Here is a 20,776-nt window from a genome sequence, read left to right as displayed (position 1 = left end):
AATCCGGCCACAACTGGTCGATTGCACGGCCTGTCAAAATTCGATCGGCAGACGTTCAGGTGTTAAACCGCAGGGGGAGCAGGATCGGTGTCGAATCGCAAATCTAGGCATCTCGCACGCGAGCGACTTGAGCACCAAGTGGAGAGGGCCGTTGAAGACCTTGTGAGGCAGAACGGGACGGTCTACGTGGAGCGTTCTGGAGAGGGGGCACTGGACTCAATACTGGTTCAGGTTGTTCTACGAGACGCTCTCCCGGCCCATGCCACGACTGCACTTCAGCGCAAGCTCCGGGAACTGTTGCTGGATCTCTTCCCACCGGTCTCTACGCCTGAGTGCTGTGCAGTGGTTGAGCAATTTGGAGAGAAGTTCTATCCGTTGCATGGCTAGGACGGCAGTAGTCGGCCAGGACCGGTCACTTGGCGTCGGAGCCAGACACCCTCGGAAGCGGTCTAGTCATCTAAATCCGCGTTACGCCGCTCAGTGGCAGCATAGAAACATAGGAGGAATGCAATGGGATTACTTTCCGACTTCTTCGTCGCGAATGAAGGAGAAGCCGCGCGCTACGCGGACCGGATGAGCGAAGATGACCAAGGAAAGGCCATTGCATTGCAATTGCGCCCGGCTGAGTACAAAGGCTTCACCGACCTTGAAGTAGGCACTTTGTGGGCAATCCTAGAAGGGAAGGAATGGGATGCTGACCTGCACGAGTTGGAAAGTGACGAGGGCGGCGATGAAGGGGACTCCTGGCTCTTCCGGTTCCCAGATCGGCTAGTCCAACTTCTTGCTCACGTCGAACACTCGGCGCTTGATGCTGCACTCCCCCGATGGGCCGACACCGAGGAGCTTCAAGTGGATGTGGCGGAACTGCGACCTGTGGTGCTGGATCTTCAAAGACTCGCTAAACAGGCGATTGCTGAACAGAAGTCGCTGTATCTATGGGGTAGCTTATGAACGCCTCTCGGATCATCTGACCGACGACGACTTTGCGGGGCATTGAACTTCGGCTTTGTGCCGGTGGAGCCTCAGATACGTTGACGGCATCCGGCCAGAACCAGTCCTTCGTCACCGAGCTCTGATTCACCGCACAGCGGACGTTCGCAGCGCCGTCGCAAGACGCTGGATGGTATTTGGCCCGCTCCTGCAGGCCCGTTCTTCAGTAGGAGCCCGGAGGCGGAATGTGCTTCAAGCGTCGGGTCGTGGTCAGGCTGATGAATCGGGCGCGCGCGACACCGAGCCGCGCGCGCCCGGCGCCGACCACGCCGCCAACGGTCGATTTGACTGCGTCCGCGGTCGGCGACTCTCCCGGGTACGAGGGTGACAGGCCGCACTTTCGCATCAGCCGGTTCACCTGATGAATGCGGGCCACCTCGCGCGTGACTGCGGTGTAGAAGGTCACCCCGATCGAGATCGACAGGCGATTGCCAGCGGTGGTTCGGTCAACCAAGGATCTCGTCATGTGGGGCGAGGTGCTCGGGAAGTACACGGCATCCCCCGGGTGTGCATCGAACTCCTGTCCGCGCGGCAGGAAGGATTCATCGAAGCGCACTTTCTTGAGCGACTGCGTGACGATGAAGTCCTCCACGGCATCGGCCGGCACGATGCTGCGATCACGGTGATCCCATACGTTGAGGAGCTTGTGCCCATGCAACTGCAGCCAGAAGTTGTTCTCGCGATCGATGTGAAAGGGCGTGACGGAAGGCGGGGCAGAGAAGAAGACGAATCCATTCACCCTGAAGATGTTCGGTTGCTCGCGCTCCACGAGGGAGCGCATGGAGTTCACCACCAGCATCAGGAGCGCTTGATAGCGGGGGATGACCTCGATGTTGTAGAAGGCAACCGACGAACCCGGCTCTTCCATGCGTTGGAAGAATTCCTCGATGCTGCGCCCGTCGGGATGCCGGTTGTCGTGCGCGAGCGAGGACGAGACCGTTCTGTCCGGACTCATGAACCTGCATTGGTCCGTCTTCGAGAGTTCAATCCCGAGCTTCACAAGTTCGGGCACTTGAAACAACGGGTGCTCGTGAAAGTTGTGGTGCATCGGCGTGATCCTCTGGGTAGAGAAGTTCCCGGGATCGTCCATCCACACACGGTATGTCGTTTCCGAGGTCCCGACAGAACTCATGCTGGTTGCGTGCATCGCACCCTCCAGATCGCTTTCGGACTCCCGCCCCCTTGAATGGGGTCGGGGTGAAGTCCGGGGGCAAAAGCAGTACTTTCAGGATCGATATTGGGGTGAAATTCTGAATACTTCCTGACTACAGAGCGGCGTCTCCTTGAGACCAGCCTCAACGAAGGACGTTGGGGTCTTTGTGCTGGAGGATCAGTGAGTGCAGTCGAGCGGCTCGATCTCCATCTTGGGCACCTGAGCGAAGGTCTTGGGGGCGCACGGACCGGTGCGCGGGCCTTCGTGGTTACTGCACGGGTCTGATGCTCCCCCTGTCGAGCAGGACCGTGGCGCCCATGTCCTGCGAGTGCCGCACACCTGACCGCGGACGTTGCGCCTACTGCATTTCGCCGTCTGAACGACCTGGCTCAGAACCTTCTCCAAAACAGCGAGCGTGATGCAGCCGTGGAGGTGAGACCATCTTCGTATTGACTGCCCAGGGGAGGGTAAGGCAAGCTCAACCGAGGGGGCGTTCGCGGAGAAGATGAAGGGGAAAAATGTTGTCTGCTATTCGCTCATTGGGTGTGCGCGTCTCTTTGTGGTCGCGCGAGACTTTCGACATGCTGGTGGCACTCGCCTTTGTCGGCGCGTGGCTCGTGCTCTGGTTCGGCGAGTAGGCGAGGCGTCCTGTGACATGCCAACGTCACAGCCCCTTGACCGATGGTTCCACGATCAGCCCCGAATCTCTGCCTAGTAATCGCACCCCGGCTGGATCGCCAAGGCTGGTGTTGCCGTCAAACCGCTTTGGGGCCCATTTCGGCCGCTCCGTTTAAGTGACCGCTTTTGGGAAGGCTTGGTGTCTGCCATGGGCCCTGAGCGGCCGTACGACGCGCACCTAAACCGGACCTTCACTGGACCATTCTCATGACCTCGCGCTGCGGGTTAAGTGGATCCCAACCCGGGTGATGCCAGAACGCTTCAAGTTGAATCTGCTCGTATAGGTCAAGCTCAGAGCCGTACAGTGGGTATACGCCGGCAATGAAGCAGTCGTAGTCGTTCATCCGCACAGTTTTTTGGTCTCGGTCCAGATGGGGTGGAGCAAAAACCAAGAAAGCGTCCATCTCGGACTCCTCGCTGATCGAGCGCCCATATTTGATCGTGTTCCCGTAGCTAAAGGGGCAGCGACCGCGAAGACGGCTTACAAGAGCGCCGATGGCGAACGGCCACGCATGCATCAGCGATTCCATTGAGATCATTAGTTCGCATCGCCCTCGCTTCCAATTTGGGTGATCGGCCAGAGACAAACCGTATGTGAACGCCGTTATGAACCCAGGCTTCGGCCAGTTCTCATAGGTCAGCACTGCTACATCGGGAAGCTGCGCATCTTCCGACTGAACCATTCGTATGTCCGGCTCCAGATTTCCGGTGATGCTGTCGAGATGGGCGAGAAAGATTTCTTTGTCTGTCATTTGCTCGATGCGAGTGACTGGTTGTGGCCGGCAGGAGTCTCGCAGGCTTCAAGTGACGTGAGCACGGATTTCCTGCCACTCTTCCCAGATGCGGTCGGGATTCATGCGGTACACCTCGACCTGCGCATCAAGCGACATATAGAACTTGGCCGCCTGCTCTTCGGTCATCTCTACCGCGATGGTCGTATCGCGAACTTGAAGCACCTCGGCTTCAGTAAGAGGTGAGCCTTTGCTCTTTTCCGCGGCGTGCAGCAGCGCATGCAGGGGGTTTAGATAGACCGTGACCTTGCGCTGCTCATCCGGTTGGATTTTTGTCTGCCTGCGAAGCCAATTGAACATGTGTTGCAGCCTTCTTATGCGTATTTAGGCGGTAGTGTTGGATGTCTGCTTCTGGCCGACTGTAGCCGGTCACCCTGCCAGGGCTAGCCTTTGAATTTGAATCGGTGGTCGCATCATCTGTTGAACAAGCACGTACTCAGAAGCAGGGCGCCTACCAAAAGGCGAAAGAGGATGCGCTGAAACGGCAACAAGGCGCCGCGTAGCGGGCGAAGGACATCGAAAGCCGTAGACAAGTGTCGGAAATAGCCGAAGCACAACATAAGAAAAAGGTGGCTTCGGTACATGCCCAACACGAGGCTGAGGCTGATCCTGGCCGGGGTCTACCGCACCGGCGAGAGATCGCTCCTGATTCGCTGTTGGGCGAGGTTCGAGCTGTCATAGACCATCACGTGCGCGCCCTGATGTGTAACGAAGGGGTCACGCGGCACTGCCATCATCTTGTGCTTCAAACCAGTGCCTAAGTTTTGCTACGCCGATCCAGCCATTTGCGATTCGCCTTTCGGTATGGCCGCAGGGGCGATGTCATTCATGGCGATACCGGCCAGATAGATGGCGATGGGGGGGGCTCCGGGTGCGCTTGCAGGCCGTCCTCTTGAGCCTGCACGGCGTGGTGCTATGGGGCTTGTGCATGTTTGCAGCCTCGGCGTGGGCCGCGGACGGTGTGGGCATTTCGCCGTCCGGCGACGCGCGGCTTCAGGCGCCTGCACCAGAAATGACGGGCCAGTTCTTCCGCTTCGACATCCCGGCGCAGCCTCTGGCGGCCGCGCTCAATCACTACGCGTCGATCACCGAGCGCGCCGCGTTGTTCCGCAGTGAAGTCGTTGCCGGGCGCACCTCGGCAGCCGTTAGCGGTCGCTACACGCCCGAAGCGGCCCTGGCCATGCTCCTTGAAGGCACCGGCCTGGTGGCCGAGCGGACGCGGACCGGACCGGTCGAGGCTTTCGCATTGAAAGTGCTTGGACAGCCGGCGCCTTCCGTGCAGGCCGCATGGGCAGGTGCCGGTGACTATCCCGGCCTGGTGCAGGCCCGCCTCTGGCAGGCGTTGTGCGGTGGCATCGGCACGGCGCCGGGCCGCTATCGCGCCTTGCTGCGCTTTCACGTGGATGCGGCTGGCGGGGTTCATCGGGTCCAGCTGCTTGGATCGACCGGCGACACGGGCCGCGACACCGCCATGCTCGAAGCCCTGGGCCGTGTGCGCATGGACGCGCCCCCGCCTGCGGGAATGCTCCAGCCGATGACGATGCTCATCCTGCCGAGCGAGCGTGGCAGCCCCGATGCCGCACCGGGCAGCGCTTGCGCACGCAACGGCGCGGCGTCCTGAGTATGTCGGACAAGGCACAGCCGGTCCTGCTGGACTACCTGACCCGAGGCTACGGCGAACTCAAGCGACGGCTCACGCGGGTGCTCGGCAACTCCGACCTGGCAGGCGATGCACTGCAGGACACCTGGCTGCGCCTGCAGAGCCGGGAGGACGAGGAAGGCCCTATACAGAGCCCGCGTGCGTACCTGATGCGCATGGCCGCCAATGCGGCCGTGGACATCCAGCGCAGGCACGGCCAGTCCTTGCCCCATGACGACGTGGCCGCATTGCTCGATCTGGCCGACACTGCGCCGGGGCCGGCGCAGGTGGCCGAGGCGCGCTCGAACCTCGGCGCGCTGATGAAGCACCTCGACCGCCTGCCCAAGCGCCAGCGCGAGGTGATCGTGCTGGTGCGATGGGAGGGCATGGCGCAGAAAGAAGTGGCCAGGCAGTTGGGCGTGTCGCTGCGCACGGTGGAGTTGGACCTCCGGCGCGCGCATGAATATCTCGACACGCGGATGGCCGATGAAAAAAATTGATTGCGGTTTTGGGGTGTGTCAAAACGTCATGACCCATGGACCCCGCTGAACCGAGCCGCTGAACATGCAGAAATCTCCCGGCGACCGTGACACCGAATTCGACCTGCCGCACAGGCAGGCGCGGGTGTGGCTGCGCACGCTCTCCTCGGGGGACGTGAAGCCATGGGACGCGCAGGCGTTCACTCGCTGGCTCAACGCCAGTCCGGCGCACAAGGAAGCCTTTCGGGAAGTGAAGGCCCGATGGACCGCGCTGAAGCCCGTGGTGGGCGAAATGCTGCGTGCCAACCCGCAGGCCGCCGAGTTTCATGCGCGCACGCTGCAGGGGCCGGGGCTGATGAAGCGTCGTGCATTCCTGGGCGCGACACTGGGCACGGCAGCCGCCGTGGCTGGCGTCGCCGTGTTCCAGCCGCCGGCGCGGCTGCTGTACTCGCCCGGCGAATGGAGCGCGGATTTCCGCACGGCGGTGGGCGAGCAGCAGGCCCTGACGTTGACCGGCAGCGTCGGCGTCACCCTGAACACGCAGACCAGCATTCGCCGCCAGGTGGTGGATGGCAACACCGTGGGCATCGACCTGCTTGCGGGCGAGGCGGCCGTCGACCTGCCACCAGGGCGGCGCGCGGGCAGCCCTGCGTTCAGCGTGGTGGCGGGCGTGGGTCGCAGCTTGGCCGAGGCCGGGCGCTTCGAGGTGCGGCACCTCGCGGGCAAGGTCTGCGTGACCTGCATCGAGGGCGCCGTGCGGGTGGAGCATCCGGCCGGCATGCAGGCACTCGGGGCTGGGCAGCAGGCGGTGTATGACGCCGCCGCGCTCAGCGGCATCGGCCGCGTCGACGTGGCCGATGCGGCGGCGTGGCGTCGCGGCGAATTGGTGTTTAACAACACGCGGCTGGCCGAGGTGATCGACGAGATCAACCGCTATCGCGCGGGTCGCGTGGTGCTGATGAACACGCGCGTGCAGGACAACCGCGTGAGCGGCCGTTTCGTCATCAAGGCGCTGGACTCGGCGCTCGCGCAGCTCCAGCACAACTTCGAGCTGAGCGCGCGAACCTTGCCCGGCGGCCTGCTCATCCTTGCCTGAAGCGCCGGTTTTTTCCCGCGCGAACATGACCGTTCAAAGGCACGGTGCACGCGGCGTCGTGGTGCGCCGCGCGTGACAAGACAGCGCCACACGGCGCCTCAAAAATAGTTTGCGGTTTTGCAGAAGCTGGCTCCGTCTTAGCGCATCGGGGGCAGGACGGGCATGGCAGGCGGCGGGTTCGCGGGCCGTGCGTGCCGCCCCCACGAAGCGGCTGCGCCGGCATGTGCTTGGCAGCCGGATGGCATCGCTCAAAACCTATCGGCAAGACTTCACATGAACACACGCGCACGCAGCCACCACGGGCCAGCGACAACCACCCAGGGCAGTCTCTTCCGGATGGCACCCGTTGCGCGCGCCGTCGCGCTGACGCTGATGGCCGGCGGCGTGGTCGGCGCCGCGCATGCGCAGCCGCGTGCCTTCAGCCCGGCCTGGTTCAACGACAAGGGCGCGATCCAGAACACGGCCGTGGCGACGGGCCGGCTGCCCAACGGCATGCCAGCGTCTATGCTCACCAGCCCGCAGGCGCAGCAGCAGCGCGCGGCCGAACAACTGCAGCGCTCCATCGGCAACCTGAACCTGGCCGCGCGCGGCATTGCGGCGCAGCAGGCTGCGCAAGAAGCGGCGCGGCGTGCGGCACTCGAAAGCGGCCAGGGCGTGCCCGACGGCCTGGCTGAAGGCGGCCTGAAGGTCGACACCGCGAGCCTCACCGCGGGCTGGGCCAATGCCAATACGCCGGTGCAAACCCAGAGCGGCAGCCAGACCCAGGTCACCATCGCGCAGACCGGCGCGCAGGCCACCCTGAACTGGGAGACCTTCAACGTCGGCAAGAACACCACGGTGAAGTTCGAACAGCAGCCGAGCTGGGCCGTGCTCAACCGCGTGAACGACCCGAAGGCGCGGCCCTCGCAGATCCAGGGGCAGATCCAGGCCGACGGTACGGTGCTGGTGGTCAACCGCAACGGCATCGTTTTCAGCGGCAGCAGCCAGGTGAACACGCGCAACCTCGTGGCCTCCGCCGTCGGCCTCAGCGACGCGCAGTTCAAGAAGGGCCTGTACAGCGACGCGCAGGGCTCGACCTTCATTCCGACGCTGGCCAACGACTTGGCGACAACAGCCACCGGCTTCACCCACGGCGCGGCCACGGCCGATGTGACGGTCGAGGCCGGTGCGCGTATTGCCACGCACAAGCCCACCAGCGTGACCGAGGGTGGTGGCTACGTGCTGCTCGCGGGCCGCGAGACAGTCAACCGAGGGCGCATCGAAACGCCTTCGGGCCAGACCGTGCTGGCCGCCGGCGATGCCTTCGTGATCCGCAAGGGCATGGGCACCGACGCCAACCAGGCCTCCAGCACACGCGGCAACGTGGTCACGCCGCTGTACCTGCCCGACTCAGCCGCTGGCCGCGTGGTCAACAGCGGTCTCGTGCAGACGCCCACCGGCGACATCACGCTGGTCGGTCGCCAGGTGCACCAGGAGGGCGTGCTGGAAGCGACCACCTCCGTGCACACGCGCGGCACCATTCACCTGGTGGCCGACGGGAAGCAGGCCGCCGCCACGGTCACACTCGCGCCCGGCAGCATCACCGCGATCCGGCTCGACACCGACCCCGCCACCGCACTCGACGTGCAACGCGAGTCGCTCCTGATGGACAGCGACAAGACCGGCGGCGACGGGTTCAACCGCCGCGACCAGTCGCTGGTGCGCATCGCAAGCGGCGGCAACGTCGACTTCCAGGGCGAATCGCTCACACTCGCCACCGGCGGGCAGGTGATGGTCGATGCGGTGCGTCGCAGCCATGTGGCCAGCGGCGCGCGCATCGACGTGTCGGGCGCGGTGGGCGTCAGCGTGGCCATGGAAGCCAACAACGTGCAGGTCGACGTGCAAGGCAACGAGCAGCGTGACGCACCGGGCAACCGCGACAGCAAGCGGCTGAACAACGGCAAGCTGTGGATCGACCGGCGCGCGCTGGTGCGCGTGCCCAAGGGCACGCAGGGCAACGACAGCGACCGCTGGTACACGGCCGGCGGCCTGCTCGAAGTGGGCGGCTACCTGGGCACCAGTGGCCACGGCATAGGCGAATGGGCGGCGCAGGGCGGCACGGTGCAGTTCGGCGGCGGCGAGCTGGTGACGCAGGGCGGCTCGAGCATCAACCTCTCGGGCGGCACCATCGACGTGCAGACCGGCAACATCCGCCAGAGCTACCTGAAGGGCCGCGACGGCCGCCTCTACGAAGCCTCGAAGGCACCGGGCGACCTGCTGTACGACGGTGTGTACAAGGGCTTCGAGTCGGCGCACAAGCGCTGGGGCGACTCGACCACCGACTTCTTCTACAACCCGCTGATCGCACCGCAGCAGCGGCTCGAGAGCGGCTACACCGTGGGCCGCGACGCCGGCCGGCTGGTGGTGTCCACCCGCGCCGCGGTGCTCGAAGGCGAACTCACGACCACGGCTTTCCAGGGCCCGCGCCAGCAACGCGCACGCGACGCCGGCATCGACGGCTACCTGCAGGCGCAGACCGCCGTGGCGAAGCAGGGCCAGCTCGTCATCGGCGCGTTGACGCCGTACTACGACAAGGCCCTGCAGAACCTGCGCAACAGCCCCGACGCGGTGGTCGAGAAGGTGGAGATCGGCACGCACGCGAGCCATCTGGCCGACGACCTGGCACTCGCGCAGCCGCTGCCCGAAGCGGCCACGAGGAGCCTGCTGCTCGACGCCGGCTGGCTCGGCAGCCTGGGGCTGGGTGAGCTGCGCGTGTACGCGGCGGGCAGCATCCAGGTGGACGGCGCGGTGGGCGTGGCCCACGGCGGCACGCTCGCGCTGCACGCGACCGAGTTGAAGGTCAATGCCGACCTCACGGCGCGCGGCGGCAGCATCCTGCTGGGCAACATGATCGAGCGTCACACGTCCTTGCCCCAGCCCTGGCTAGAGCAGCCGATCGAGAAGGCGCCACCCGGCGGTTACGTCAACCGGACGCTGGTGGCCGACGGCGTGACGCTCGACGCGCGCGGCCTCTGGACCAACCTGAAGATCGACCGCAGCGACATCGCAGGCCTGCCCTACGTGGACGGCGGCAGCGTGTCGGTGCGCAGCACCGGCAGCGTGGCGCTGGGCGCGGGCAGCCTGATCGACGTGTCTTCGGGCGCGGCGCTGATGGAAGACGGTTTGCTGCGCGGCGGCAAGGGCGGCAACGTGACGCTGGGCGCCAGCCAGAACCTGGGCACCGGCGCGCTGGCGATGGACGGCGAGCTGCGCGGCTTCGGCGTGCGCGGTGGCGGCAAGCTGAGCGTGGAGCACGGCACCACCATCAGCATCGGCGGCGTTCTGACCGATGCCGACAAGGTGCTGCAAGGCGGGCTGGTCAGCGCGCAGCCGCTGCGCCTGGCAAACGACTACGTGATCGGCGCGGGCGCGCCGATCCCGATGGATTTCTCCGTCACCAGCGACAGGCTGGCGCCGGGACAGGTGGTGCGGCAAGACTCGCAGCCGCGGCTGAGCGACCAGAACCCCGTGGTCACCGCCGCCCCGTGGGTGAGCACATCGACCGTGCAACTGGCCTCGGGCAAGTTCATCGGCGCCAACCAGGTGGTGCCGGCGGGCAGCACGCTGATCGTCATCTCCAACATTCCCGCCGGCTATGTGTTGCCGGCCGACGTGTTCCCGAAAGGCCTGCCGACCTTCGAGCAGACCACCGTCTACAAGGCCGGCACCGCGGCCAAATACCCGACCACGGTGCCTGCAGGCACGCGCATCGCCGCCGGCACGGTGTGGCCCGACACGGTTGCCGTGGCACCTTTTCTGGCGCTGGACCCCGGCCTGTTCCAGCGCGGCTTCAGCCGCTACGCGGTGAGCTCGCCCGACGGCATCTCGGTGGCCGATGGCACGCAGCTGCAGGTCGTCATGCCGGTGCTGCGCTTCGACCCGGCAACGGGACGCATGCTGGCCACCGGGAGCGACACCTCGCAGGCGCTGCGCACCTGGCTGCCGCCGCTGCAGCAAGAGAACGCGGTGCGTCGCACGCTCACGATGCGCGACGGCGCCGACCTGTCGCTGAAGGCGGGCACGCTGGAAGCGGAAGGGGCGTTGACCATCGGAGCCGGTGCGCGCATCCAGGTCGACCCGGGCCGCACCATTGCGCTCGAAGGCAATGCGCAAACCACCATCGATGGGCTGCTGCAGGCAGCGGGCGGACGCATCTCGGTGCTGCGCGGGACCTACAACGAGGTCGGGCCGGCGGGCGTCGCCAGCGGCCGCGGCGACAGCCGCTCGATCTGGATCGGCGAGCACGCCGAACTCGACGTGTCCGGACGCGCCTTCACCGCCACCGATTCGCTCGGCCACGCCTATGGCAAGGTCAGCGCGGGCGGCACCATCGAGATCGGCGTGCCCTTCGACCTGGACACCCGCAAGTCGGCGCAGGCCGACACCTTCGTGGTGGTGCGCCCCGGCGCGCGGCTCGACGCATCGGGCGCCACGGCCACGCTGTACCAGCCGGGCGCGGGGCCCGTCGAAGCGCCCAGCCAGGGCGGCGTGATCTCGCTGACCTCTTCGCGCGGCCTGTTCCTGGACGGCCAGATGCGTGCCGCCTCGGGCGGCGCGGGCGCGGCCGGCGGTACGCTGGCCCTGACGCTGGAGACGCCGCTCTACGGCCCGGTCGCATACTCCACTTACGCAGGCCCGAGCGTGACCGACACGGTGCGCCAGACGCGTGAACTGGTACTGGCACAGACGCAGGGAGACGGCGTGCTGGCGGCAGGCCTGCGGGCCGGCGCGGCCGATCCCGCGCTGACGTATGGCCGCGCGCGCATCGGCGTGGACCGCATCCAGGCCGGCGGCTTCGACAACCTGGCGCTGGGCGTGAACGGCGTGCTGAGCTTCGACGGCTCGGTGGCACTGCGGCTGGGCCAGAGCCTGCGCCTGACCAGCAGCAGCCTGGGCCTGGTCGAGAACGCCCCCATCGACAGCCGCATCGTGCTCGCAGCTCCCTATGTGCGCCTGGGCGGTTCAGCCAACCGGCAGGTCGACAACACGCTCATGCCCAACCCCGTGACCGGCGTGCGCAACTACGGCCAGGGCAGTGGGGAACTGGGCATTCCGAAGGTGGCGGCGGGCAGCAGCCTGCGGGTGGATGCCGACCAGATCGACATTGCCGGCGACGTCACGACCGGCACCCGCGGCCTGATCTATCTGAACGCCGGCAAGAAGGTGGCCGTGGAGCGCCTTGCCTTCGACGACATGCACCTGGCCAGTCAGGGAGACATCCGCTTCCACGACCGGGGCGGGCTCTATGTGCCCGGCAACCTCACGCTCGCGGCGGCGCAGATCTATCCGGCCAGCAACGACACCGGCACCGTGCTGGTCGGGCGCTACAGCACTGTGAGCCCTGAATTCGGCACGATACAGACCGCGTTCGACCCCCAGCGCACCCTCACCATCGAGCGCATCGGCGATGCATTGCCGGGCATGCCGCAAAGCGCGTTCGGCCGGCTCACGCTGGCGGCCGCCAAGGTGGTGCAGGCCGGCGTGCTGCGCGCGCCGCTGGGCAGCATCACGCTGGGCACCGCAGCGGGCGGCGGCTACACCGGGCTTGTCGAGCTGATGCCGGGCAGCGTCACGTCGGTCAGCGCGGCCGGGCTGCGCATGCCTTATGGCGGCACGTCGGACGGGCTGAACTATGTCTTCAACGGCCAGGACGTGGTGTACCAGGGCGTGGGCTGGGAGCCGTCGCTCAACTTCGTGGGCCACGCGGTGGATGTGCACGCTGGCGCGGTGCTCGACCTGTCCGGCGGCGGCGAACTCACGGGCACGGCCTTCCTGCCGGGGCGTGGCGGCTCGGTCGATGCGCGCATGAACCCGCTGATGCAGCGCAGCGCCGACGGTCGCGCTTTCGTGCTGCCGGGCCCGGCGACCAACCCGGTGTACGCCATCGTGCCGGGCATTCAGGCCGCCTATGCGCCGGTGAACGGGGAGAAGGGCGCAAGCAACGCGGCCGTGGGCCGCCAGATCACGATCGGCGCGGGTGTGCCCGGCTTGCCTGCGGGCACCTACACGCTGCTGCCTTCCACCTACGCGCTGATGCCGGGTGCATTCCGCGTCGAGCTGAACGGGCTGGCGCCCAGCGTGGGCGCCATGGGCACCGCCAACGCCATGCGCAACGGGTCGTGGGCGGCCTCGGGGCAGCTCGGCACGGCCGGCACGGCGTTTCGCGATGCGATGCCCACGCAGGTGATCCTGACGCCCGCCGACATGCTGCGCAGCTACTCGCAGTACAACGAGATGGGCTACAGCGCCTTCGCACAAGCGCAGGCCCTGCGCGAAGGCGTGCCGCGCGCGGTGCTGGAGCGCGACGCCAAGTCGATGCGCCTGGACCTGTTGCCGCCCACGCAAGAAGGCTCGCTCGGACGGCCGCAGCAACTGCGCTTTGCCGGCACGGTGCTGGCCGCGCCGGCCGAGGGCGGGCGCGGCAGCACGGTGTCGGCCGGCGGCGGCAGCGACTTCGAGATCCTGCCCGACGGCGCTTCGCGCACGCCGGGCTTCACCGGCGTGTCGATCAACGCCTCGGAGCTGAACGCCATCGGCGCCGCGCGCCTGGTCATCGGCGGCCAGCTCACGGCGTCCTATCTCGACAGGAAGGGCAGCCTGCAGCAGGCGAACATGGTCAATGCCACGGCGCAGTCGCGCGCCATCGTGCTGCGCGCCGGCAGCGAACTGCGCGCGGCGGAGGTCTTTCTGATCACCAGTTCGCGCGCCGGCGGCATCACCGTGGAGCAGGGCGCGAGCATCAACACGCTGGGCCGCGGCAAGGCCGCCTATGACTCGAAGGACGGCTTCGTCTTCGCGCCCGGCCCCAACAGCCTGGTGGCCGTGTCCAACGGCTGGCTCGACATGCTGGCGCCCACCTTGCCGATCAACGAAGACGGCAAGGGCGCGGGTGCGATCCGGATCGGCGCCTGCACGCTCGTGCCGTGCGCCGGGGTCACGCGCCTGTACTCCGAAGGCACCATCACGGCCGCGACCGACAACGCCTTCGACCTCGGCGAGGCGGTGCGCTACGGCACGCGCAACCTGGTGCTGGCCGTGGGCGGCGTGAACGTGGGCAGCGAGCAGTCGCTGGCCGACGCCACCACGCGCGGCGTGCTGCCGCCGGGCCTCACGCTCAACCAGCGCGTGCTCGACCGCCTGCTGCGGGGCGACACCGAGGCCGGCGCGCCCGCGCTGGAGAACCTGGTTCTCACGGTGCGCGATTCGCTCAACTTCTACGACACGACCACGCTGTCCACCATCGACCCCGCCACCGGCCGATCGTCGGTCGAGCGGCTGGTGCTGGGCACGCCCGCCATCTATGGCTACGGCGGTGCCGACGCGCTCGCGCGCATCCAGACCGACACGCTGGTGTGGAACGGCGCGACCACGCCGGCCGGCAACGTGGTGGCCGGCGGCGCGGGCACCGGCAGCGGCAGCCTGGCCATCGACGCGCGCCGCATCGAGTTCGGCTTCGGCCCCGGTGCGCGCGTCGACTCCGTCCACACCTTCGACCGCACGACGCTCGGCTTTGCCGACGTGAGCCTGAATGCGAGCGAGCGCATCACGGCCAACCGCAGCGGCTCGCTGTCGGTCTACCAGAGCCGCGGTGCGTGGGACGACACCCTGAACGACTTCAGCTACAGCGGCGGCACGCTGCACCTGCGCACGCCGCTGCTCACCGGCCGCGCGGGTTCGGTCAACAAGCTGGTGGCGGGCGGCAACATCGAAGCCGTGGCCTTCCCCGGTGCCCGTGCAGGCGTGCCCGACAACGCGGCGCTGGCCGACGCACTCGGCGCAGAGCTGTCGCTCGAAAGCCGCAAAGGCAGCCTGCGCCTGGACACCGCCGTGCTGCTGCCCAGCGGCAAGCTCAGCCTCGCGGCGCAGGGCGACCTGCTGCTGGGAGCGGGCGCGCAGGTCGACATGGCAGGCCGGCGCATCGACTTCTTCGACAGCGCTAAGCACAGCTGGGGCGGCGACGTGCAGATCGAAAGCCGCGCGGGCAACATCGCGCAGGCGACGGGTTCGGTCATCGACGTGTCGGCGGTGGAGAACCGCGCCGGCAAGATCGTGGCGATGGCGCTGGGCGATGCCGCGGGCACGGTGTCTCTTGCAGGCACCCTGCGCGGTGCCACCAGCGGTCGCTACGACGCGGGCGGCACCGACGTGCCCTACGCGGCGGGCCGCGCCGACATTCGCGCGCAGCACATCGACGACTTCACCGGCCTCAACCAGCGCCTGAACGACGGCGGCGTGCTCGGTGGCCGCAGCTTCCAGCTCAAGCAGGGCGACCTGCAAGTGGGCAACGAACTGCGCGCACGCGAGATCAACGTGTCGGTGGACAACGGCCAGCTCACCGTGGCCGGCACCGTCGATGCCGGCGGCGAGCAGGTGGGCAGCATCCGCCTTGCGGCGAAGAACGGCGTCACGCTGGCCGGCAATGCCGTGCTCGACGCGCATGGCAGCGTGCTGCGCGTGGACAGCTACGGCCAGGCCATCGAGGCGCCCAACCGCGCGGTGATCGAGATCGACGTGGGCAGCGGACGCCTGCGCATCGAGCCCGGCGTGCGCATGGACCTGCGCGCGGGAAGCTCGGGCCGCGCGCTCGGCACCGTCGCGCTCAACGCGCCGCGCCTGGGCGGCGCGACCGGCAACGACGTCGGCATCGACGCTGCCGGCGGCATCACCATCGACGGCGCGCGGTCGATCATGCTCAACGCCTTCTGGCGCTACGACGATGCGCCGGTGGGCACCGACATTGGCGTGGACGGCCGCAGCTACCAGTCGGTCACGCAGGTCTACCTGGATGCCAAGCACGCCGACAGCTCGGCCTTCATGGCCAACGCGCTGGCCAACGGCAACCTGATGAACACCCGGCTGCAGGGCCTGCGCGCATACAGCGACGCCTTCCACCTGCGCCCGGGTATCGAGATCGCGAGCCGCACGGCCGACGGCGACCTGCACCTGGACGGTGACATCGACCTGTCGCGCTACCGCTACCAGGGCATCAACCCCCACACGCCGCGCACCGGCGTTGCGGGCTCGGGCGAAGCCGGTGCGCTGGTGCTGCGCGCCAAGGGCAGGCTGGACGTCTTCGGCAGCCTGAGCGACGGCTTCGACGGTGCGCGCCTGCCGGTCACGCCCGACGACAAGGGCTGGGTGCTTCCCAGCGGCCGCATCCCCATGGGCGGCGACGTGGTGCTGCCGAAAGGCGGGCGCGTGACGCTGGACACCGGCACCTTCTTCCAGTCGGGCCGCGTGCTGAACTACGACCTGCCCATGCAGCCCATGAGCCTGGCGCGCGGCACCTTGCTGCCCGCCACGGCCACGCTGAGCCAGCCGCTGGCGCTGGCCAAGGGCGCGGTGCTCGGCGGCGCGGTGCAGGATGCGGCCGGCAACGTGCTGTATGCCGCGGGCACGGTGCTCGCGGCGGACGTGACCTTGCCCGCCGGCGCCCGCCTGGGCGCGGGCTTCCGCCTGAACAGCGTCGCCAACGTGGCTGCAATGACCTGGCCGCATGGCGTGGCGCTGCCTTTCCCCGACGGCGTCATCCGCGACGAGTTCTCCCCGGGATCGCCTATTAACGGCGTGCAGCTCGCGCGGCCGCTCGCGCTGGCCAAGGGCGCGGTCATTCCCAGCGAAACCCTGGTGCGCCTGCCCGGCGGCATCGACGTCGTCGACCTGCGCGATCGCAACGCCGACGGCACCCAGGGCCGCACTTGGGCACTGGCGCCGCTGCTGGCGCAGGGCTCGCAGTCCTGGGACCTGCGCTTGGTCGGCGGGGCCGACCTGTCGGCGGCAGACACGCGCCTCACGCAGCCGCATGCCCGGGCCGGCATCCGCCTGTCCGACACGCACTACGGCTCCAACTTCATCAGGGTTGAAATTCCCGGCACCGCCACGCCCGGTGAGTTCATGTGGGCGATCGATGCCGACGTGGCGCTCTGGAACGAACAAGGCCTGGGCTTCGACATCCATCCCGGGCAGGCGTTGACCCCGGCGCAGGTCGAGGAGGTCATGGGCTGGGGCGGCCTGGAACTCAACGACTTCGGCGCCGGCCCGCTGCTGGTGCAGACCGCGCCCGGGAAGCCGCCACAGACCCGGCTGGAAGAGAAGTCGCTGCGCGAGCCGATCTTCAGCGTGCTGCGCACCGGCACCGGCGACCTCGACCTGGTCTCCGGCGGCGACATCCTGATGACTTCGCCGTATGGCGTCTACACCGCCGGCACGCCCTCGGCCTCGCTGGCCGCGCCGGGCAAGGACGATCTCCACAACCTGCCCCGCGGCCAACAGCCCGACGGCAGCATGCTCGGTTCGCTGGGCACCACGCTCGCGCCCTTCGTCGACGGCAGCGGCAGCCAGAGCCTCTACCAAGCGTGGTACCCCGAGCACGGCGGCAACCTGCTGCTGCGCGCGGGGGGCGACGTCATGGGCGACCAGATCGGAAATGGTACCGCGTTGTTCCGCGCGGACCCGCTGCGCATGCGCGGGACGATGACGGGCACCAGCTCCGTCGGGCAATGGCTGTGGCGCCAGGGCGGCGGCACCGTGGCCCAGGACGTCCCGACTGCCTGGTGGATCAACTTCGGAACCTACGTGGCCGGCTTCCTCAACGACAGCGCACCCTACCTGACGGGCTTCACCGGCTTCGGCACGCTGGGCGGCGGCAACCTGGTCTTCGAGGCAGGCCGTAATGCCGGCATGCTCAACATGCGCAGCGACTGGAACGCCGCCTTCGTCTCGCGCAGCCAGGGCCTGAACCTGGCCGTGGGCAGCACCGGCCGCGTGACTTCCGCCGGCGAGCTGGTGCTCACCGGTGGCGGCGACCTCGACATCCGCATCGGCGGCGGCCTCAACCCCGTGGCCGAGACGCGCAGCTTCGCCCCCAACGGCAACCTCCAGTCCGCGAGCGACCTGCGCCGCACCGAACAGCGGCAGGACCTGAACGGCACCTTCACCAACTTGCGCGGCGCGCTGCGCGTGGACGCGGGCTCGGTGGGCGGCATCGAGCTGCGCTACGACCGGGCCGACCCGACGGAGTCGCGCGCGTTGCGTGTCAACGTGTCGAGCTCCGGCATCGCCGGCGGCGGACCGGTGCTGGTGCTGGGCGACAGCGGCCTGCGCATGGAAGCGCGCGGCGACCTGGTGATCGGTACCGTGACCGATGCCGGGCGCGTGCCCCAGTTCAACGGCGGCGTGCCGTTCTCCTCCGGCGGCTCGCATTTCGCCGGCGGCGGCATCGGCTGGTTCTCGCTGTGGACGCCGTCGACGGCGGTCGACCTGTTCTCGGCCGGCGGCAACCTGACACCGGGCATGGCCTGGACCGACAACCGCGGCCGGAGCGACCAGGTGGCGAGCGGCGACCGCTTCATCTACCCCGCGGTACTGCGCGCGGCAGCGGCCAACGGCAGCCTCTACTACGGCAACGCCGTGACCGGTGCGTTCAACAAAAGCGACATGCCGGACAAGTCGAGCACCAGCATCCTGCTGGCACCGACACCGGTCGGCGCGCAGTTCGCCCGCCAGGGCAAGCCGCAACTCGAACTGCTGGCCGGCGATTCGATCTACGCGAGCGGCTACGCCGTGACGCCCTCGGGCGTCGATCCGGCGATGCTGCCCACGCCCTTCAACCCGGGCTTTGTCGGCATGGGCCAGGCCATCTGGTACGGGCCGCTTCGCATCACCAACGTGCACCCCGATGCGATCGCGCCTTCGGTGCTGGTGTCGGGCGATTCCCTGCCCAATGCCACCCAGCAGAGCTATCCGCTGTTCAGCTTCGTGTCGCCCACGGCTTCGGGCTACAGCGTCACGGGCCAGGCGCCGTCGCGCTTTTATGCGGTGCAGGGAGACATCGTCGGCCTGCGCACCGGCTCCATCATCTCGCGCTCGGAGGCCACCGGCCCGATCGACACCTGGTACGAAGGCAGCGGCCCGGTCGCGATCCGCGCCGGCCGCGACATCGTGAATGCCGGTACGCCGCTGGGCGTCGTCGAGACCCTGCCGGCCGATGCCTTGGGCTGGACGCGCACCCGCGCCGCCGACAGCAATGCGCCGTACCGGCCGTGGCCCTCGCAGGGGAGCGGTTTTGCCACGGGCAACCTGATCGTGCACAACAACATCGACGACGTGTCGGTGGTGGAGGCGGGCCGCGACATCCGCTACAGCAGCTTCTACGTGGCGGGCCCTGGCCAGCTCGAACTCACCGCAGGCCGCGACGTGTACATGGCCGACAAGGCTGAGTTGCGCAGCATCGGCTCGGTGGCGCGCGGGCCCGGCGTGGTGCCGGGTGACCGCCGCAGCGGCGCCGGCATTGCGGTGACCGCGGGCGTGGGCCGCGAAGGCGCCGACTGGGCAGCCTTTGCCGCGCGCTACCTCGATCCGAAGAACCTGGCGAACGCCGAGCAGTCCTTCGCAGAACAGCCGGGCAAGGCGCTGCGCACCTACGAAGGCACGTTGACGCTGTCGCAATGGCTGGCGCGCGAGTTCGGCTACGACGGCGACGAAGCGGGTGCCCCCGCGTACCTGGCGAGCAAGCAGGCCGAGCTTGATGGAGCGCGGCAGGGCAATGGGAGCACCAGCAGCGGCGCGGCGATCCGCACGCTGGAGCGCGAGTACCGTCTGGAAAGCGGCTTGCACCTGGTCAACTGGCTCACCGAACGCTTCGGCGGCGCCAACGGCCTGGGTCTGCACTTCGATGCGAGGACGATGGACGCGCGCGCCTTCTTCGACGCCTTGCCGCCACCGCAGCAACGCGCCTTCCTGCGCAACGTGTACTACGCTGAGCTGAAGGCCGGCGGTCGCGAATACAACGACCCGAAGAGCCGCCGCAGCGGCAGCTACCTGCGCGGGCGCGAAGCCATCGCCACGCTGCTGCCGTCGCACGATGCGCAGGGCAACCCGCGCGACTACACCGGCGACCTGACCATGTTCAGCAGCGCCCTGTACTACGAGCAGGCCATCGCAGAGCCGACCAAGCGGGCCTTGCCGGGCAGGAACTACATGCGCTACGACGAATGGCTGGCCATGGGCAGCGCGGGCTCCAGCCTGCCGTACTACAAGGTACTCGACGCCGGCATGCACACCGACTTCGGCGGCGACATCAGCCTGCTGGTGCCGGGCGGGCGCGCGGTGGTGGGCGTGGATGGCGGCTTCACGCCAGGCGAGGGCTCGGGCCTGCTCACGCAGGGCGAAGGCGACATCAACGTCTACACGCGCGGCAGCCTGCTGCTCGGGCAGAGCCGCATCTTCACCACCTTCGGCGGCAACGTGCTGGCGTGGTCGGCGCAAGGCGACATCAACGCGGGCCGCGGCGCCAAGACCACCATCGTCTACACGCCGCAGCGGCGCGCCTACGACAACGTGGGCAATGTGGCGCTGTCGCCCAACACGCCGAACACCGGTGCCGGCATTGCCACGCTGAACCCGATTCCGGAGATCCCGCCGGGCGACGTGGACCTGATCGCGCCGCTGGGCACCATCGACGCAGGCGAAGCCGGCATTCGCGTGTCGGGCAACGTGAACCTTGCGGCGCTGCGCGTGGTGAACGCCGAGAACATCCAGGTGAAGGGGCAGGCCGTGGGCATTCCGGTGATTGCGGCGGTGAACGTGGGCGCGCTCACCAACGCGAGCGCCGCCGCATCGCAGGCTGCGAGCGCCGCGCAGGATGTGCTGCAGCGTGAGCGCGCCGCAGCCCGGCAAAGCTTGCCATCGGTGTTCACGGTGCGGGTGTTGGGCTTCGGCGACGAGGCTGGCCCAAGGAACGGCGCCGAAGCTTCCCCGCCGCCGAATTCAGCCCGGCAGGCGAGTGCGAAGCATCCCTACGATCCGTCGTTTCCGATGCAGCTCGTGGGCCTGGGTGACAGCTTCGATCCGAAGCAACTGGCCCGCCTGACGGACGAAGAGCGTCGTCGCCTGCAACAGGTTCGGTAGGGA

The 20,776-nt window shown here is 67.8% G+C and carries 8 protein-coding genes and 1 pseudogene; 6 read left to right on the top strand and 3 right to left on the bottom strand.

Annotation, left to right across the window (positions count from 1 at the left end; all coding sequences use genetic code 11):
• The first annotated feature begins 510 nt into the window (after positions 1 to 510).
• A complete protein-coding gene (locus tag VBO01S_RS06790; protein ID WP_062472352.1) occupies positions 511 to 951 on the top strand; it encodes a hypothetical protein in 441 nt (146 codons plus the stop codon).
• A 202-nt stretch (positions 952 to 1,153) separates the two neighbouring features.
• Here VBO01S_RS06790 and VBO01S_RS06785 read toward each other — a convergent pair whose 3' ends face one another.
• Positions 1,154 to 2,038, bottom strand: coding sequence for a JmjC domain-containing protein (locus VBO01S_RS06785; RefSeq protein WP_255221068.1), 885 nt, complete (start codon positions 2,036 to 2,038; stop codon positions 1,154 to 1,156).
• Between the two features lie 285 nt (positions 2,039 to 2,323).
• Here VBO01S_RS06785 and VBO01S_RS33175 point away from each other — a divergent pair.
• Positions 2,324 to 2,466: pseudogene (locus tag VBO01S_RS33175) on the top strand (IS701 family transposase); the annotation flags it as partial.
• A gap of 546 nt (positions 2,467 to 3,012) precedes the next feature.
• Here VBO01S_RS33175 and VBO01S_RS06780 read toward each other — a convergent pair.
• Both VBO01S_RS06780 and VBO01S_RS06775 read right to left on the bottom strand, forming a co-directional pair.
• Positions 3,013 to 3,573, bottom strand: coding sequence for a suppressor of fused domain protein (locus VBO01S_RS06780; protein ID WP_062472348.1), 561 nt, complete (start codon positions 3,571 to 3,573; stop codon positions 3,013 to 3,015).
• Positions 3,574 to 3,621: 48 nt separating this feature from the next.
• The gene (locus VBO01S_RS06775; RefSeq protein ID WP_062472346.1) at positions 3,622 to 3,912 is read right to left on the bottom strand and encodes a hypothetical protein; all 291 of its coding nucleotides are present in this window, start codon (positions 3,910 to 3,912) and stop codon (positions 3,622 to 3,624) included.
• A gap of 592 nt (positions 3,913 to 4,504) precedes the next feature.
• Here VBO01S_RS06775 and VBO01S_RS06770 point away from each other — a divergent pair.
• The 4 genes from VBO01S_RS06770 to VBO01S_RS06755 all read left to right on the top strand — a co-directional run bounded on the left by VBO01S_RS06770 (position 4,505) and on the right by VBO01S_RS06755 (position 20,773).
• Positions 4,505 to 5,233 (top strand): TonB family protein, encoded by a 729-nt coding sequence (locus VBO01S_RS06770; protein ID WP_157627298.1) that lies wholly within the window; start codon positions 4,505 to 4,507, stop codon positions 5,231 to 5,233.
• Positions 5,234 to 5,235: 2 nt separating this feature from the next.
• Positions 5,236 to 5,751 carry an RNA polymerase sigma factor gene (locus tag VBO01S_RS06765; RefSeq protein ID WP_062472341.1) on the top strand — a complete coding sequence of 172 codons (516 nt, stop codon included), beginning with the start codon at positions 5,236 to 5,238 and terminating at the stop codon, positions 5,749 to 5,751.
• Between the two features lie 64 nt (positions 5,752 to 5,815).
• Positions 5,816 to 6,826 (top strand): FecR family protein, encoded by a 1,011-nt coding sequence (locus tag VBO01S_RS06760; protein WP_062472338.1) that lies wholly within the window; start codon positions 5,816 to 5,818, stop codon positions 6,824 to 6,826.
• A 336-nt stretch (positions 6,827 to 7,162) separates the two neighbouring features.
• Entirely contained in the window at positions 7,163 to 20,773 is a 13,611-nt protein-coding gene (locus VBO01S_RS06755) for a filamentous hemagglutinin family protein (protein ID WP_062472336.1), read from the top strand.
• Positions 20,774 to 20,776 lie beyond the last annotated feature (3 nt).

The sequence above is a fragment of the Variovorax boronicumulans NBRC 103145 genome (genome assembly GCF_001591345.1).
GTDB lineage: Bacteria > Pseudomonadota > Gammaproteobacteria > Burkholderiales > Burkholderiaceae_C > Variovorax > Variovorax boronicumulans.
The sequence above is the reverse complement of the archived record's forward strand: the minus strand, read 5'-3'. Positions and strand labels throughout refer to the sequence as shown.

Coding starts and splice junctions, on each gene's coding strand:
- VBO01S_RS06790 (WP_062472352.1), top strand. CDS start 511: ATGGGATTACTTTCCGACTTCTTCGTCGCGAATGAAGGAGAAGCCGCG.
- VBO01S_RS06785 (WP_255221068.1), bottom strand. CDS start 2,038: ATGCACCACAACTTTCACGAGCACCCGTTGTTTCAAGTGCCCGAACTT.
- VBO01S_RS06780 (WP_062472348.1), bottom strand. CDS start 3,573: ATGACAGACAAAGAAATCTTTCTCGCCCATCTCGACAGCATCACCGGA.
- VBO01S_RS06775 (WP_062472346.1), bottom strand. CDS start 3,912: ATGTTCAATTGGCTTCGCAGGCAGACAAAAATCCAACCGGATGAGCAG.
- VBO01S_RS06765 (WP_062472341.1), top strand. CDS start 5,236: ATGTCGGACAAGGCACAGCCGGTCCTGCTGGACTACCTGACCCGAGGC.
- VBO01S_RS06760 (WP_062472338.1), top strand. CDS start 5,816: ATGCAGAAATCTCCCGGCGACCGTGACACCGAATTCGACCTGCCGCAC.
- VBO01S_RS06755 (WP_062472336.1), top strand. CDS start 7,163: ATGGCACCCGTTGCGCGCGCCGTCGCGCTGACGCTGATGGCCGGCGGC.